The organism is Pantoea sp. X-Soil-YNGN-844 (assembly GCF_059730595.1).
On the sequence record NZ_AP036007.1, the window covers coordinates 1,407,866 to 1,423,306 of the forward strand.

Below are 15,441 nucleotides of genomic sequence, written 5' to 3' on the forward strand. Positions count from 1 at the left end.
GTTTATGCCTTAGCGAAATGAGAAGGTGAGACATGCAATGTGTATAAGGTTGTTGCGTCATGGCAAAAGTACTCGATAAAAGTCTGGTTATTAATATTTTCTCGCTGCTGGCCTACCGCGGCGCATCGTTTTTGTTTCCGCTGGCTACGCTGCCCTATCTTGCCCGCGTTCTGGGTGTAGAGCAGATGGGTACGCTGGCGCTGGCCATCGCCTGCGTGCTCTATTGCAGCACCATCTCTGACTGGGGATTCAACGTCTTTACCACCAAAGACATTGCTCACCATCGTGATGACAAAGAACGCGTCAGTCAGCTCTTCTGGTCAACCTTTAACGCCAAGCTGATGCTGCTGGTGGTAACCAGTGGCACGCTACTGACGGCGACCTGGTTTAATCCCGCCTGGCATCCACTGTTTTTTATCATCCTGGCGAACTGCACCACGCTGATAGGCTCGCTGTTTTCATTCGGCTGGCTGATGCAGGGCTTTGAGAAGCTGGGTAAAACGGCGATGATCGCCACCTTCGGTAACTTCTGTGCGATTCCGCTGACCTTTTTGCTGGTGAAATCCCCGCAGGATACCTGGCTGGCGGCGCTGATTCCTGGCACTGTCTCCATCATCAGCGCAGCGATTACGCTGAAGTTTGTGCTGGAGATGAAGGTCATTGGCCGTTACCGCTTTGAACCGCGCGAAATCAAACAGCGCATCACCGACAGCATGGATGTGTTTATTGCTATCGCGGGTGCCAATCTATTTAACAGCGTTAACGTGGTGATCCTGGCCTCCTTTACCTCTACCTATATGGTCGGGATCTACAACGGTGCGGATCGTCTGCGTAAAGCGGCTAACTCAGTACCCGAGCAGATCGGCAGCGCTTTCTTCCCGCGCGTCAGCCACCTGTTTGGTCGGGATAAACGTGCCGCCATTGCGGCGACGCGCAAAAGCCTGCTGCTGTCGTTTTCCCTGAGTCTGTCGATTGTCATCTTTACCTGGTTCTTTGCTGACCTGGTGGTCTCTATTTTACTGGGTAAAGACTTTATTCCGTCGGCGGATGTGCTGCGCGTCTTTGTGCTCTGCTTCCTGTTTGGCAACATTGCCTATCCGGCTGGATTACAGATTCTGATCCCGCACGGTCTGGCCCGCCAGCGTATGTGGGTGATGATGGCTGCAGGTGTGATTAACGTGCCGCTATGCTGTTTCCTGGCATGGAAGTTTGGCGCAATCGGTGCCGCATGGTCGATGGTGGGAGCTGAAGCGTTTGTCTGTCTCGGTATCTTTGGCATCATGCAGCGTCACGGCATCCTGCGGGAGTATCTGTTTCCTTCCGAGGTGAAAAACCAGCCCGTAAACGATTCCGCCGTTTAAGATCAAAGCATTTTCATATAGTTTTCTGCATCCCCGCCGTTCGATTTACTTTTGCGCCAGAGCACTTTACCATTCTGGCGCACATTTTCCCGTGCACCGACTTTCACGATTGCTTCCGTCCTTCAGGAGAGTGCATGTTTTATCCTATCGTCCGACCGGCGCTGTTTAAACTCGACCCCGAACGCGCGCACGAACTCACCTTTCAGCAACTGCGTTTTATGAACGGCACGCCGCTGGAGCTGTTTTATCGCCAGAATCTGCCGTCGCGTCCGGTTAGCTGCATGGGACTGACCTTTAAGAATGCCCTGGGCCTGGCTGCGGGTCTGGATAAGAACGCAGAGTGCATTGATGCGTTTGCGGCGATGGGCTTTGGTTTTGTTGAAGTCGGCACCGTCACGCCGCGCGCCCAGGCAGGTAATGACAAGCCGCGGATGTTTCGTCTGGTGGAAGCGGGCGGCATTATCAACCGGATGGGATTTAATAATCTCGGTGTTGACCACCTGGTTGAGAATGTAAAAAAAGCGCGTTTTAACGGCGTGCTCGGGATCAATATCGGTAAAAATAAAGATACGCCGGTTGAGCAGGGCAAAGAAGATTATCTGATTTGCATGGAAAAGGTCTATGCCCATGCCGGTTATATCGCCATCAATATTTCCTCGCCCAACACGCCAGGTTTGCGTTCACTGCAATATGGTGAAGCGCTGGATGATTTGCTCTCCTCTATCAAACAGAAACAAAAAGAGCTGGAAAAGCGTCATCTGAAATATGTTCCGCTGGCCGTAAAAATTGCGCCCGATCTCTCTGAAGAGGAGTTAATTCAGGTCGCGGACAGTTTGATTCGTCATCAGATTGATGGCGTCATTGCCAGTAATACTACGCTCGATCGTTCGTTGGTAAGCGGTCTTAAGCATGCTGAAGAAGCGGGTGGATTAAGTGGACGGCCAGTGCAGTCGCGCAGTACGGCGGTGATCCAGCGCCTCTCTCAGGAGCTGCAGGGGCGTCTTCCCATTATCGGCGTTGGCGGCATCGATTCTCTGACCGCCGCGCGTGAAAAAATCGCCGCAGGTGCAACGCTGGTTCAGATTTATTCAGGCTTTATTTATCAGGGGCCAGGATTAATTAAAGATATCGTCACGCATCTCTAAGACAATTCTCACAATCATTGGCCGGGGGGTTTATTTATCCCCTCGGCTCGTTTATATTTTGTCCTGTTGCACGCTTTTTCAGCTTTTCCTTATGTTTCTTTTTTCGCTGAATTCTGCGCGATTTTTGGCGCAGTGGTAAATACAGGGCACACGATGAAAATTAAACCCGATGATAACTGGCGCTGGTATTTTGATAGCAGCCACGACCGAATGATGCTCGACCTGGCTGACGGGATGCTTTTCCGTTCCCGCTTTTCCCGCAAAATGCTCACGCCGGACGCGTTCACTGAATCGGGTTTCTGTGTTGATGATGCCGCTCTGTATTACACCTTTGAAGAGACCTGTCGTCAGTGCAAACTCAGTGGCAGCCATCGTGCTGAATTGGTGCTGAATGCGCTGGTCGCCGCGCGCTTCCTCAAACCCCTGATGCCGAAAAGCTGGCATTTCACCTCGCATGCCCCGGCAATGCAGCCCCGCCCCGGTGAAATGGTACAGGTTACGCTGGCCGAAGAGGGGACGCTGGCACGTCTGCTGGTGGTTGAGAGTGGTAATAATGCGGCGCTTTGCCTGCTGGCGCAGCCAGGTCTAACCCTGGCCGGTAAAAATATGGTGCTCGGCGATGCCATTAAGGTGATGAACGACCGCCTGCAGCCCTGGTACCAGGATGTCGCGCACTACGCCCGCGCGGTCTGATTACTTCACTTCTATATCACCTGCCGGAATACAGCTGCAGCTTAAGAGGGTGCCGTCCTGACGCAGGGCACTCTGTTTAAGCGCTTTTACTTCACCGGCTACCAGACTCAGCTTGCAGCTACCACACAGACCTGCCCGACAGGAGTAAGGAATGCGAAAGCCCTGCATCTCCAGCTGATCCAGTAATATCTGCTGATTATCCCCGGTAAAGGTCTTGCCCTGAAATGTGATGGTCACGGCATCCGGCGCCTGCTGCTGTGGTTTCAGCGTTTCGACCACTTCGCCGGCACCATAGCTGCGCGGCGCATGACGTTTCAGGACGATCATTTCATCACCCGCACGCACCACGCCACTGTTACGCGCCACTAAGTTCAGACCGAAATCGATGTCTCCACTGCCATCCTGAGCAGTGCGGAACGTCTGCAGCGTCGCCAGGGGATGACCAGTGGGATGCTTAAGTCCGGTCTCGGTGCTGACCGTGGTTAGCACACAGCGACTGCATGGCTTGGGAGCCTCAAAGATGACGTCGCCAATCTGAATCTCTGCCCAGCAATCCTCATCCCAGGCGGTCGCGCCGCTGACGATCAGGTTCGGGCGAAACTGTTCGGCACGGATGCTGGCCGGGCAGCGCTGTTGCAGATCGTGCAGCGACGCGTTGTTGATCAGCAAAAACGGAAAGCCATCGGCAAAGCTCAGCGGAATATGATCAAACTTTTTGACCCGGCGAGTCGGTTGCGGCCCGACCCAGCGTAGTTGAACCTCGCGCGGGAAGAACTGGCTCAGCCACTGATTAACTGCTTCAGGCGCAATGCGCGCAGTAAAGTGGTTGCCCCAGACTTCGGTGGGATGATCCTGCTCACTAAAATCGCTGAAGCGGATCAGGGACTGGCTGCCATCCGGCGCGGCCAGCAGCAGGCCATCCTGCAGGATCGCGGGCGTAAAGCGCACCATCTCCGGGTGCTGACGTGCAGTAATAAAGGTGCCATCGGGTGCGGTCACCATAAACAGCCGATCAAATGCCAGTCCGCTGTCAGTGACCAGCGCATGTGACAACGCTAATCCCCGCATTGACTTCACAGGATGAATAAATAAGCGGGAAAGCGTGATCATGGTGTTCTCCTTGAACCCGACGCGCGACACAAAAGAAGCTAACTTTATGACATAGGTCTCCGATTCGCTATAATGCGCGACAATTTTCTCAAGAGTTAAAAAGTGACGATATGAATTCTCTGTTTGCCAGCACGGCGCGTGGGCTCGAAGAGCTGTTAAAAAGTGAGCTGGACGCGCTGGGCGCGCAGGATTTGCAAGTGGTGCAGGGAGGCGTTCACTACGAAGCCGACGATCGCGCCATGTACCAAAGCCTGATGTGGAGTCGTTTAGCATCACGCATCCTGTTGCCGCTGGGAGAGTTTGGCGTCTACAGCGATCTCGATCTCTATCTGGGTGTACAGAGCGTGGACTGGCCGTCGATGTTCGGCAGCGACAAAACGTTCGTCGTGCATTTCAGCGGCACCAACGATTCGATTCGTAACAGCCAGTTCGGCGCGCTGAAAGTAAAAGATGCCATCGTGGACAGCTTTACCCGTCAGAATCTTGAACGGCCGAATGTCGATCGCGAGCAGGCGGATATCCGTGTTAACGTCTGGCTGAGTGACGATCGCGCCAGCATTGCGCTGGATCTCAGTGGCACCTCACTGCATCAGCGCGGCTATCGCCAGCAGACCGGTCAGGCTCCGTTAAAAGAGACCCTGGCGGCGGCGATCGTGCTGCGTTCTGGCTGGGAGCCGACCACGCCGCTGATCGACCCTATGTGTGGTTCGGGTACGCTGCTGATTGAAGCGGCGCTGATCGCCTGCGATCGTGCACCGGGCCTGCTGCGTAAGCACTGGGGCTTTACTGCCTGGAAAAAGTTTGATGCTGCGCTGTGGCAGGAAGTGAAAACCGAAGCGCAGAACCGTGCCCGCGCGGGCACGGCGGCGACTCAGGCGCGCTTTTTTGGTTATGACAACAATGGCCGGGTGCTGGAGTGGGCGCAGGCGAATGCCCGTCGTGCTGGCGTCTTTGAACTCTTTACATTTGCGCAACAGGACCTGCTGCAACTGACCAATCCGCTCGATCCGGCGGTTCACGGCACAGTGCTGAGTAACCCGCCGTACGGTGAACGTCTGGAGAGCGAGCCGGCGCTGATTGCGCTGCACAGCCAGCTCGGTCGTCTGATGAAGCAGCATTTTGGCGGCTGGAACCTGTCGCTGTTCAGCGCCTCGCCTGAACTGCTGAGCTGCCTGCAACTGCGAGCCGATCGCCAGTTCAAAGCGAAGAACGGTCCGCTGGATTGCGTGCAGAAAAACTATCAGCTGGCGGTTAACAGCCATGAAAGCGCGGGACAAATTGCGGAAGATTACGCAAACCGTTTGCGCAAAAATGTGAAGAAGCTGGAGAAGTGGGCGCGTCAGGAAGGCATTGAATGCTACCGCATTTATGATGCCGATCTGCCAGACTACAACGTTGCTGTCGATCGCTATGGTGACTGGGTCATTATTCAGGAGTACGCGCCACCGAAAACCATCGATCCGAATAAAGCGCGTCAGCGCCTGTTCGATGTCATCAGCGCGACACTGAGCGTACTGCAACTGCCTGCTGACCGTCTGATTATGAAAACGCGTGAGCGCCAGAAAGGCAAAGCGCAGTATCAGAAGCTCAGCGAGAAGGGCGATTATTTCGAAGTCAAAGAGTTTAATGCGCGTTTCTGGGTGAACCTGACCGACTATCTCGACACCGGCCTGTTCCTCGATCACCGCATTGCCCGTAAAATGCTCGGTCAGATGAGTCAGGGCAAAGATTTCCTGAACCTGTTTGCCTATACCGGCACCGCCAGTGTGCACGCCGGTCTGGGCGGTGCGCGTTCAACCACCACGGTAGATATGTCGCGTACCTATCTGGAGTGGGCGGAGCGCAACCTGCGTCTTAACGGACTGACCGGGCGTCAGCACCGCCTGATGCAGGCGGACTGCCTGAGCTGGCTGAATGAGAGTGATGAGAATTTTGACCTGATCTTTATCGATCCGCCAACCTTCTCCAACTCAAAACGTATGGAAGAGAGCTTCGACGTTCAGCGCGATCATATGATGCTGATGCGTAACCTGAAACGCCTTCTGCGTCGCGGCGGCACCATCATGTTCTCCAATAACAAACGTGGTTTCAAAATGGACATGGATGGTCTGAAAGCACTGGGCCTGCAGGCGCAGGATATTACCCAGAAAACGCAGTCGCAGGACTTCGCGCGTAACCGTCAGATTCACAACTGCTGGCTGATCACTCATGCCGGTAAGGAATAAGATTACATGTCATTAATCAGTATCCACGGCGCTTATCTCTCCTTCAGCGATGCGCCGCTGTTAGACAATACCGAGCTGCACATCGAAGAGAACGAACGCGTCTGTCTGGTGGGCCGTAACGGTGCGGGTAAATCTACGCTGATGAAAATCATCAATGGCGAACAGCCACTGGATGATGGTCGCATCATTTATGAAACTGACCTGGTGGTGGCGCGTCTGCAACAGGATCCGCCGCGCAATATTACCGGTTCGGTCTACGACTTCGTGGCTGAGGGCGTTGAAGAGCAGGCTGAGCATCTTAAAGCCTATCACGCCATTTCCCATGTGGTGATGGAAGATCCCAGCGATAAAAACCTCAATGAGATGGCGCGTCTGCAGAGTATTCTCGACCATCAGAACCTGTGGCAGCTGGAGAGCCGCATCCATGACGTACTGGAGCAGATTGGTCTGCAGCCCGATACCGAGCTGTCGTCGCTCTCTGGCGGCTGGCTGCGTAAGGCGGCGCTGGGCCGTGCGCTGGTGAGCAACCCGCGTGTGCTGATGCTGGATGAGCCAACCAACCACCTCGATATCGAAACGATCGACTGGCTGGAAACCTTCCTGAAGAACTTCAGCGGCAGTATCGTCTTTATCTCGCATGACCGTTCGTTTATCCGCAACATGGCGACGCGTATTGTCGATCTTGACCGTGGCAAGCTGGTCTCCTGGCCGGGCAACTACGATCTCTATCTGGAAGGCAAAGAGGAAGCGCTGCGCGTTGAAGAGATGCAGAACGCCGAATTCGACCGCAAACTGGCGCAGGAAGAGGTGTGGATCCGTCAGGGCATCAAAGCCCGTCGTACCCGTAACGAAGGTCGTGTGCGCGCGCTGAAAGCGCTGCGTCGCGAACACTCTGAACGTCGTGAAGTCATGGGCAAAGCCAACATGCAGGTGGGCGAAGCGTCCCGTTCCGGCAAAATTGTGTTTGAGCTGGAAAATGTTGACTACGCGGTGGGCGGCAAAACGCTGGTGAAGGATTTCTCTACCCAGGTTCAGCGTGGCGATAAAATTGCGCTGATCGGGCCGAACGGCTGCGGTAAAACGACCTTACTGCGTCTGATGCTGCAGCAGCTGAAAGCCGATCACGGCCGCGTGCATTCCGGCACCAAGCTGGAGGTGGCTTACTTCGACCAGCATCGTGCTGAACTGGATCCGGATCGCACCGTGATGGACAACCTGGCCGAAGGCAAGCAGGAAGTGCTGGTTAACGGCAAACCGCGCCACGTGCTGGGCTATCTGCAGGACTTCCTGTTCCATCCCAAACGTGCCATGACGCCGGTGCGTGCGCTTTCCGGCGGGGAACGTAACCGTCTGCTGCTGGCGCGCCTGTTCCTGCGTCCCAGCAACCTGATGATTCTGGATGAACCAACCAATGACCTCGACGTCGAAACGCTGGAACTGCTGGAAGAGCTGATTGATGGTTATCAGGGCACTGTCTTACTGGTGAGCCACGATCGTCAGTTCGTCGACAATACGGTCACCGAGTGCTGGATTTTTGAAGGCAACGGCGAAATCGGTACCTTTGTGGGCGGTTATCACGATGCTCAGCAGCAGCGCGCCGCCTACCGGCAGCACAGGTCTGCTTCACCGGCTAAAGCAACAGCGAATAGCGCGAAGCCAGCCGCCGATAAGAGTGAAGCGAAGCGTAACGTGAATAAGCTCAGCTACAATCTGGCGCGTGAGCTGGAACAGCTGCCGCAAAAACTGGAGCAGCTGGAAGCGCGCATCGGTGAACTGCAGGCGAAGATGAGTCACCCGGACTTCTTCAGTCAGGCACACGATCAGACGCAACCGGTGCTGGATAATCTGGCGCAGGCTGAGCAGGAGCTGGAAACCGCTTTTGCGCGCTGGGAAGAGCTTGAGTCACTGAAAAACGGCGCGTAGGGCAGGGCTAACGGATGTGTTCAGCAGTGAAAAGTAACGCGTGGATGCTCTGTCCACAATGCGATTTAATGATTAAGCTGCCGGACATTCCCGTTGGCAGCCGTGCGTCATGTCCGCGCTGCCACACCTCTCTGACGGCTAACTGGCACGAGCCGCGTAAGCGGCCGACGGGCTATGCGCTGGCGGCGCTGTTTATGCTGCTGCTGGCGAATCTGTTTCCTTTTGTCTCCATGAAAGTGGCGGGGCTGACCAGCCAGATTACGCTGTCGCAGATCCCACAGGTCATGGTGACGGAAGATTACAGCAGCCTGGCGACGCTGTTTCTGCTGTTTGTGCAGGCGGTTCCGGCCTTCTGCATGGTCACCATTATTCTGCTGGTCAATCCGATCCCTCTGCCCGTCCGCCTCAAAACTGGTCTGGCGCGTATCCTGTTTCAGCTGCGTAACTGGGGCATGGCAGAAATTTTTATGGCGGGCGTTTTGGTCAGCTTCGTCAAGCTGATGGCCTATGGTGATATCGGACTGGAAACCAGCTTCTGGCCGTGGGTGCTGTTCTGCCTGTTGCAGCTGCGCGCCTTTCAGTGCGTTGACCGCCGGGGCTTGTGGGACAGTCTTTCCCCGCGACCCGCCATCCCTCATCCACCCGAAGTGGGCATCAGTGGTTTAGAGCAGGGCCTGCGCTCCTGTCCCTGTTGCACCGCCATTCTGCCGGAAGCTGAGCACACCTGCCCACGCTGTGGCGTTACCGCACAGGCGCGGCGTAAGCACAGCCTGCAATGGACGCTGGCGCTGCTGTTCACGTCAATACTGCTTTACATCCCGGCCAATCTGTTGCCGATCATGGTGACGGAAACCCTCGGTACGGCTTATCCCTCCAATATCATGGCGGGGGTCATTGTGCTGTGGGGCGATGGCTCCTATCCGGTGGCGCTGGTGATCTTTATCGCCAGTATCATGGTGCCGACGCTGAAGATGCTGGCAATCGGCTGGCTCTGCTGGGATGCCAGCGGACGCGGGCGGCGTGACAGTCATAAGATGCATAAAATTTATGAAGTGGTCGAGTTTGTTGGCCGCTGGTCAATGATCGACGTGTTTGTGATTGCCGTGCTCTCTGCGCTGGTGCGTATGGGGCAATTAATGAATGTTTATCCCGCGTGGGGGGCAGTATTGTTTGCGATGGTGGTCATTATTACCATGATCGCTGCCATGACCTTTGACCCGCGATTAACCTGGGATCGTGTACGCGAAAACAATATGAAGGAGTCGCGCCTTGACGGAAACTAACCACGGCCATGCAAAGGTGGAACAGATTAAGCGCTGGTCGCCGGTCTGGATTGTCCCCATCGTTACGCTGTTAATCGGCGGCTGGATTCTCTTTTATCACTTCAGCCATCAGGGGCCGGAAGTCACCTTAATCACCGAAAATGCCGAAGGCATTGTTGCCGGTAAAACCACGATTAAAAGTCGCAGCGTCGATGTCGGCGTGGTGGAGAGCGCGGTGTTGAGCGACGATCTTCACCATGTGGAAATCAAAGCGCGTCTGAATGCGGGCATGGAAAAACTGCTCCACAGCGACAGCGTGTTCTGGGTAGTGAAACCGCAGGTGGGACGTGAAGGGATCAGCGGGCTTGGCACGCTGCTGTCAGGTGCGTATATCGAACTGCAGCCCGGCACCAAAAAACAGCCACCTGAGCAATTTAAGCTGCTGGATGCGCCGCCCTTAGCGCCACCGGATGCCAAAGGTATTCGTATCGTACTGGACAGCAAAAAGGCAGGCCAGCTTAATCCGGGTGATCCGGTGCTGTTCCGTGGCTACCGTGTCGGTACGGTTGAGACCAGCGTATTTGATACTGACAAACGTATGATGACCTATCAGCTGTTTGTCGCCGCACCCTACGACCGCCTGATTACCACCAACGTACGTTTCTGGAAGGACAGCGGCATCGCCGTGGATATGTCCGCCTCAGGGATGCGGGTGGAAATGGGATCGCTTACCACGCTCTTCAGCGGCGGTGTCAGTTTTGACGTGCCGGATGGCTGGGAGCTGGGCGAGCCCGCGCAGAACAAGTCTGACTACCATCTGTTTGACGATCAGCGCAGCATTCAGGACTCGCTCTACACCAACCATATCGACTACGTGATGTTCTTCTCTGACTCGATTCGCGGTCTGCAGGCGGGTGCGCCGGTTGAGTTCCGTGGCATTCGTCTGGGTACCGTTTCCGAAGCGCCACTGATGAAAGCGGGCCTGGATCAGGCATTGAATAATGATTACCGCGTGCCGGTGCTAATCCGCATTGAGCCGGATCGCTTTATCAGCCGACTGGGTGAGAACTTCGATCTCGAGCAGCATCTGCAGGATGGTAAAAAACGTGGTCTGCGCGCCACGCTGAAAACCGGCAACCTGTTGTCGGGCGCGCTCTATGTCGATCTCGATTTCTATGACAATGCGCCAGCCTACAAAGGCCCGCAGAAAGTTTCTGGCTATGAAGTGATCCCAACGGTCAGCGGAGGCCTGAGCCAGATTCAGCAGAAGCTGATGGCGGCGCTGGATAAGATTAACAGTCTGCCACTGAACGGTATGGTCAATGAAGCGACGGGTACGCTGAAAGAGAGCCAGAAAACGATGCGTGATCTGCAGCGCACCATCGACAACATTAACAAAGTCACCGCCAGCCCGGCCATGAAAACGCTGCCGGAAGATCTGCAGCAGACCTTGCGCGAGCTGAACCGCAGCATGAAGGGCCTGCAGCCAGGTTCGCCTGCCTACAGCAAGCTGGTCGGCGATATGCAGCGTCTGGATCAGGTGTTGCGTGAACTCCAGCCGGTGCTGAGAACGCTGAACACCAAGAGCAATGCGCTGGTATTTGAGGCGAAACCGGGACAGGATCCCCAGCCGAAGAGGGCGAAACAGTGAAAAAAGGATTGATACTTAGTGCCGCGCTGGTGTTGAGTGCGTGCAGCAGCAGCGTTGACAATACCTGGTATCAGCTGCCCTCCGGGGCGGCGTCCATGCAGGTCACCAGCAGTCAGCTGAATGAAGCGCAGCCGATGTTATGGGTGCAGCAGGTGACGGTGCCGGACTATCTGGCAGGTAATGGACTGGTTTACCAGACCAGCGATGTCAAATATGTTATCGCCGCGAATAATCTCTGGGCCAGCCCGCTTGATCAGCAGTTACAGCAAACGCTGATTACTAATCTGAGCAAGGCGCTGCCTGGCCGATTAGTGGCGGGCTCACCATTAGGCGCACAGCACGACACGCTGAATGTAACCATTACAGGCTTCCAGGGACGCTACGATGGCAAAGCGATTGTCAGTGGCGAATGGACGCTGGAACATCAGGGGCGCCTGACCAAACAGGCGTTTAACCTCGTGCTGCCGCAGACAGAAGATGGCTACGATGCAATGGTCAGAACACTGGCGGCGGGCTGGCAGCAGACCGCACAGAAGATTGCTAATAGTGTGGTTGCGTTAAATTAAGATTGATGTGAATAAATAAGCTAAGCCCCTGAACGATTGTCGTGCTGAATCGACATTGTTAAGGGGCTTTTTTATTAGCTTATTCAGAAAGATAGTGCTGGCGTATGCATCACAAAACGTCCTTAATTTTACCGATTAAGGTCACATTTATGACACTGGCATGAAGATTGGGCATTGATCTTTGGGGGCGCAGGAGGTAGAACATAAGGGTGGTTGAACATTAATTCACCACTTTTCTTTCCACCAGATTCCACAGACCTTACATGAGGGACACGGAGTATGAAGAGACAGAAACGAGACCGCCTCGAACGCGCCCATTCACGTGGTTATCAGGCAGGCATTACTGGACGCTCAAAAGAGATGTGTCCGTATCAGTTGATTGACGCTAAGTCTCACTGGTTGGGAGGTTGGCGACAAGCCATGGAGGACAGGTCGGTAGCTGCATAACCGGATGTCACTGAAAAGTGAATATAACCTCCGCCATGCGCGGAGGTTTTTGTTTCCGGGGGAAACGCTTAGAAAGCGGCGGTATCTTTAAACAGGCCGACTTTCAGATCGCTGGCGGTATAGATCAGATTACCGTCAACCAACACTTCACCATCTGCCACGCCCATCACAAGTTTGCGATTAATGACGCGTTTGAAGTGAATGCGGTAAGTGACTTTTTTCGCTTCTGGCAGGACCTGTCCGGTGAATTTCACTTCACCCACGCCCAGCGCACGACCTTTACCTTCGCCGCCCAGCCAGCCCAGATAGAAACCGACCAGCTGCCACATGGCATCCAGGCCCAGACAACCAGGCATCACTGGATCGCCAATAAAGTGACAGCCGAAGAACCAGAGATCAGGATTGATATCCAGCTCCGCTTCAACAAAGCCTTTATCATATTTGCCGCCGTCTTCGGTCATTTTGACCACGCGGTCCATCATCAGCATGTTGCCAGATGGAAGCGGCGGACCATTTTCGCCAAACAGTTCACCACGACCTGACAGAATCAGATCTTCTTTGGTATAGGATTCGCGTTTATCTACCATGTTTTCAATAAGCCTTGTTTTAGTGAATCACGAATATTAGCGAACAGTTGTACGCTGAGCAAATCGGATTAACGGTGGTTGAACCAGTTAAGCCAGCGGAGCGCCCAGGGACGTTGCGGCACGTCCGGCTGGTTAAACAGGCTAATGCGTTCCTGTATAGTATTCAGCAGGCAGTCGCCCTGACCATCTTCCGTACTCCAGATTTTACCAGTCAGGAGCGGTAGCGCTTCATCAGCACGGTCGATCGCCCAGATATGGAAGCGCCCCTGCTCAACCGCTGTCACAACGGCCTGGTTAAGACTGAGATGACGCACGTTGCAGGCAGGAATAATTACACCCTGCTGACCCGTCAGTTCACGCTGATGACAGATATCAAAGAAGCCTTCGATCTTCTCATTCAGTCCGCCAACCGGTTGTACGTTGCCAAATTGATCGACTGAGCCAGTCACGGCGATTTGCTGATTGATCGGCTGATTCGCCAGTGCGCTGATTAAGGCACAGAGTTCAGCCAGCGAAGCGCTGTCACCGTCCACCTCGGAATAGGATTGCTCAAAGACCATTGAGGCTGAAAAGGGCAGTTGCTGATCCAGCTCCAGCTCGGCGATCAGAAATGCCTGCATGATCATCATGCCTTTAGCATGAATGTTGCCGCCCAGCTCCGCTTTGCGCTCAATGTCCATGAACTCGCCATCGCCGGGATGAACCACGCAGGTAATACGAGAGGGATCGCCCCAGGCGCGGGGGTGGCCAGGATATTCCACGACCGACAGGCCGTTAATCTGACCGACCACTTCACCTTCAGTTTCAATCAGAATCTGTCGCAGCAGGATCTCATCACGCATCCGTTCATTGAGATAATTCTCGCGCCACAGGCGCGCTTCAAGCGCATCACGCAGCGCTTCGGCATCGAGTGCATCGCCCATCAGGGCCGACTCACGCATCTGACGCTGCAGCCAGCGCGGGCAGAGTGGCAGCGTATCCTGATCGCCGCTGTAACGGACAGCTTCTTTAATCAGCTCTGGCCAGAAGTCCGCTTCCGGCAGGGGCAGGCCCGCCTGTTGCGCCAGTTCGATGTTCCAGCGACACCAGGCCAGCATGTCATCTTCATCCAGAATCTGAATGTTCTCTTCAAATTCAGTATAGATGGCCATTTCATGCGCTTCAGGGTCGAGCTCCTGAAAATCCGCCAGCGCTTCCCGGTCGCCACACAGGACCAGGTTAAGATTGAGTGGTAGTGAAGGAATCGAGACAGGCAGCGGCCGGCGCTCATCCTGAGATGTCCACTCAACATAGCCTTGCTCAATACACTTTTTCAGGCGCAGCCAGAGAATCGGCTGCGTCAGCAGGCTACGCAGTGACAGTACCAGCGTACCGCCATTGGCGCGATGGATAAGCCCTGGCTCGAGCTGGATGCGATCTTTATACTGGCGCACGCAGCCAAATAACTGCTCCATCTCAATCCACTCAGCAAAGTGAATACCACCCTGACTGGTGAATGGGCGTTGCGGATCGGAAGGGGGCTGAAGCGTGACGTTGTCAGCCATGATATGGTAATCACCGCCGGACAGAGTGGTACTGTCAGCCATGACCCGCTGCGCGGCCTGAACGATGAATGTCAGATAATCGCGATTCTCCTGGCTTCGAACCAGCAGTAACGGGAATCCCTGTGTCTGGTGATGTAAATGCGCCAGCGCATTCAGCAACCGGGGCTGTACCGTTGCCAGAGCATCAGTTTCTTCATCAGCAATTCGGGAGAAAACGGATTGGTATTGCGCGCTATCCGGCTGTAAGGTCTGCCACGTAAGTTGAGTGCTGGTCAAAATAATCGCATTTGTCTGTTTTAAGAAAAGCGAGATTATACAGGATTCACCCTTGTTAAGCACTGCAGACTTCCTGTTGAAGATGTGATGATGGCAGCATGTTTTTCGTTGCTGCATCCGGGAAAAAAGCTGTTATTCTTAGCCCGTTACGTGATCACGATGAGATTCCGATGAAATACCAGCAACTCGAAAATCTTGAATGTGGATGGAAGTGGAAATACCTGGTGAAAAAACATCGGGAAGGTGAACTGATCACGCGTCACCTTGAGTTAAGCGCGGCGCAGGCGGCAGTGGATAAACTGCTGGCGATGGAAAACAATCCGGTGACGGTGAATGAGTGGATTGCCGAACATATTCATTCCGATCTTGATAACCGACTGAAGCAGACCATCCGTGCCCGGCGGAAACGCCATTTCAACGCTGAACATCAGCATACCCGAAAAAAATCGATAGACCTGGAGTATCTGGTCTGGCAGCGGCTTGCAGGCCTGGCTCAGCGGCGCGGCTGCACGCTTTCAGAAACGATTGTTCAGCTGATAGAAGATGCGGAACGCAAAGAAAAATATGCTACTCAGATGTCGAGTCTGAAGCAGGATTTGCAGGCGATTCTGGGTAAATCGGGCTCAGAGAGCGAGTAAGCGGGCAGGGGAT

13 protein-coding genes are annotated in these 15,441 nt (G+C 54.5%); 10 read left to right on the forward strand and 3 right to left on the reverse strand.

Annotated elements, in window-relative coordinates; genetic code table 11:
• The first annotated feature begins 59 nt into the window (after window positions 1-59).
• The 3 genes from AC6I8C_RS06385 to AC6I8C_RS06395 all read left to right on the forward strand — a co-directional run bounded on the left by AC6I8C_RS06385 (window position 60) and on the right by AC6I8C_RS06395 (window position 3,199).
• The gene (locus AC6I8C_RS06385) at window positions 60-1,361 is read left to right on the forward strand and encodes a flippase (RefSeq protein WP_013357342.1); all 1,302 of its coding nucleotides are present in this window, start codon (window positions 60-62) and stop codon (window positions 1,359-1,361) included.
• Between the two features lie 134 nt (window positions 1,362-1,495).
• Window positions 1,496-2,506, forward strand: coding sequence for a quinone-dependent dihydroorotate dehydrogenase (gene pyrD / locus AC6I8C_RS06390; protein WP_370426245.1), 1,011 nt, complete (start codon window positions 1,496-1,498; stop codon window positions 2,504-2,506).
• Between the two features lie 153 nt (window positions 2,507-2,659).
• The gene (locus tag AC6I8C_RS06395) at window positions 2,660-3,199 is read left to right on the forward strand and encodes a cell division protein ZapC (RefSeq protein WP_013357345.1); all 540 of its coding nucleotides are present in this window, start codon (window positions 2,660-2,662) and stop codon (window positions 3,197-3,199) included.
• On the opposite strand, the gene AC6I8C_RS06400 is transcribed toward AC6I8C_RS06395, so the two are convergent.
• Entirely contained in the window at window positions 3,200-4,309 is a 1,110-nt protein-coding gene (locus AC6I8C_RS06400; RefSeq protein WP_497821931.1) for a YcbX family protein, read from the reverse strand.
• Window positions 4,310-4,419: 110 nt separating this feature from the next.
• Between AC6I8C_RS06400 and rlmKL the strand changes: the two genes are divergently transcribed.
• From rlmKL to rmf, 6 genes are all read left to right on the forward strand, one after another.
• Complete coding sequence (gene rlmKL / locus AC6I8C_RS06405) at window positions 4,420-6,534, forward strand: bifunctional 23S rRNA (guanine(2069)-N(7))-methyltransferase RlmK/23S rRNA (guanine(2445)-N(2))-methyltransferase RlmL (RefSeq protein WP_497821932.1); 2,115 nt, start codon at window positions 4,420-4,422, stop codon at window positions 6,532-6,534.
• Window positions 6,535-6,540: 6 nt separating this feature from the next.
• Window positions 6,541-8,457 carry an ABC transporter ATP-binding protein gene (locus AC6I8C_RS06410; RefSeq protein ID WP_147788435.1) on the forward strand — a complete coding sequence of 639 codons (1,917 nt, stop codon included), beginning with the start codon at window positions 6,541-6,543 and terminating at the stop codon, window positions 8,455-8,457.
• A 14-nt stretch (window positions 8,458-8,471) separates the two neighbouring features.
• Window positions 8,472-9,740: a membrane integrity-associated transporter subunit PqiA gene (pqiA, locus tag AC6I8C_RS06415; protein ID WP_497821933.1), complete on the forward strand. Its 1,269-nt coding sequence runs from the start codon at window positions 8,472-8,474 to the stop codon at window positions 9,738-9,740.
• Window positions 9,727-11,370: an intermembrane transport protein PqiB gene (pqiB, locus tag AC6I8C_RS06420; protein ID WP_095707426.1), complete on the forward strand. Its 1,644-nt coding sequence runs from the start codon at window positions 9,727-9,729 to the stop codon at window positions 11,368-11,370. The genes pqiA and pqiB overlap by 14 nt, the downstream gene beginning before the upstream one ends.
• The gene (gene pqiC / locus AC6I8C_RS06425; RefSeq protein ID WP_497821934.1) at window positions 11,367-11,936 is read left to right on the forward strand and encodes a membrane integrity-associated transporter subunit PqiC; all 570 of its coding nucleotides are present in this window, start codon (window positions 11,367-11,369) and stop codon (window positions 11,934-11,936) included. Before pqiB ends, pqiC begins: the two co-directional genes overlap by 4 nt.
• A 279-nt stretch (window positions 11,937-12,215) precedes the next feature.
• Entirely contained in the window at window positions 12,216-12,383 is a 168-nt protein-coding gene (gene rmf, locus AC6I8C_RS06430; protein ID WP_008925875.1) for a ribosome modulation factor, read from the forward strand.
• A gap of 68 nt (window positions 12,384-12,451) precedes the next feature.
• Here rmf and fabA read toward each other — a convergent pair whose 3' ends face one another.
• Together fabA and AC6I8C_RS06440 are read right to left on the reverse strand one after the other, a co-directional pair.
• On the reverse strand, window positions 12,452-12,970 hold the full coding sequence (gene fabA, locus AC6I8C_RS06435) for a bifunctional 3-hydroxydecanoyl-ACP dehydratase/trans-2-decenoyl-ACP isomerase (RefSeq protein ID WP_008925876.1): 519 nt from the start codon (window positions 12,968-12,970) through the stop codon (window positions 12,452-12,454).
• 68 nt (window positions 12,971-13,038) lie between these two features.
• Window positions 13,039-14,907, reverse strand: coding sequence for an AAA family ATPase (locus AC6I8C_RS06440; protein WP_497821935.1), 1,869 nt, complete (start codon window positions 14,905-14,907; stop codon window positions 13,039-13,041).
• A 53-nt stretch (window positions 14,908-14,960) separates the two neighbouring features.
• On the opposite strand from AC6I8C_RS06440, the gene matP reads away from it, so the two are divergent.
• Window positions 14,961-15,428, forward strand: coding sequence for a macrodomain Ter protein MatP (gene matP, locus AC6I8C_RS06445; protein ID WP_143813132.1), 468 nt, complete (start codon window positions 14,961-14,963; stop codon window positions 15,426-15,428).
• Window positions 15,429-15,441 lie beyond the last annotated feature (13 nt).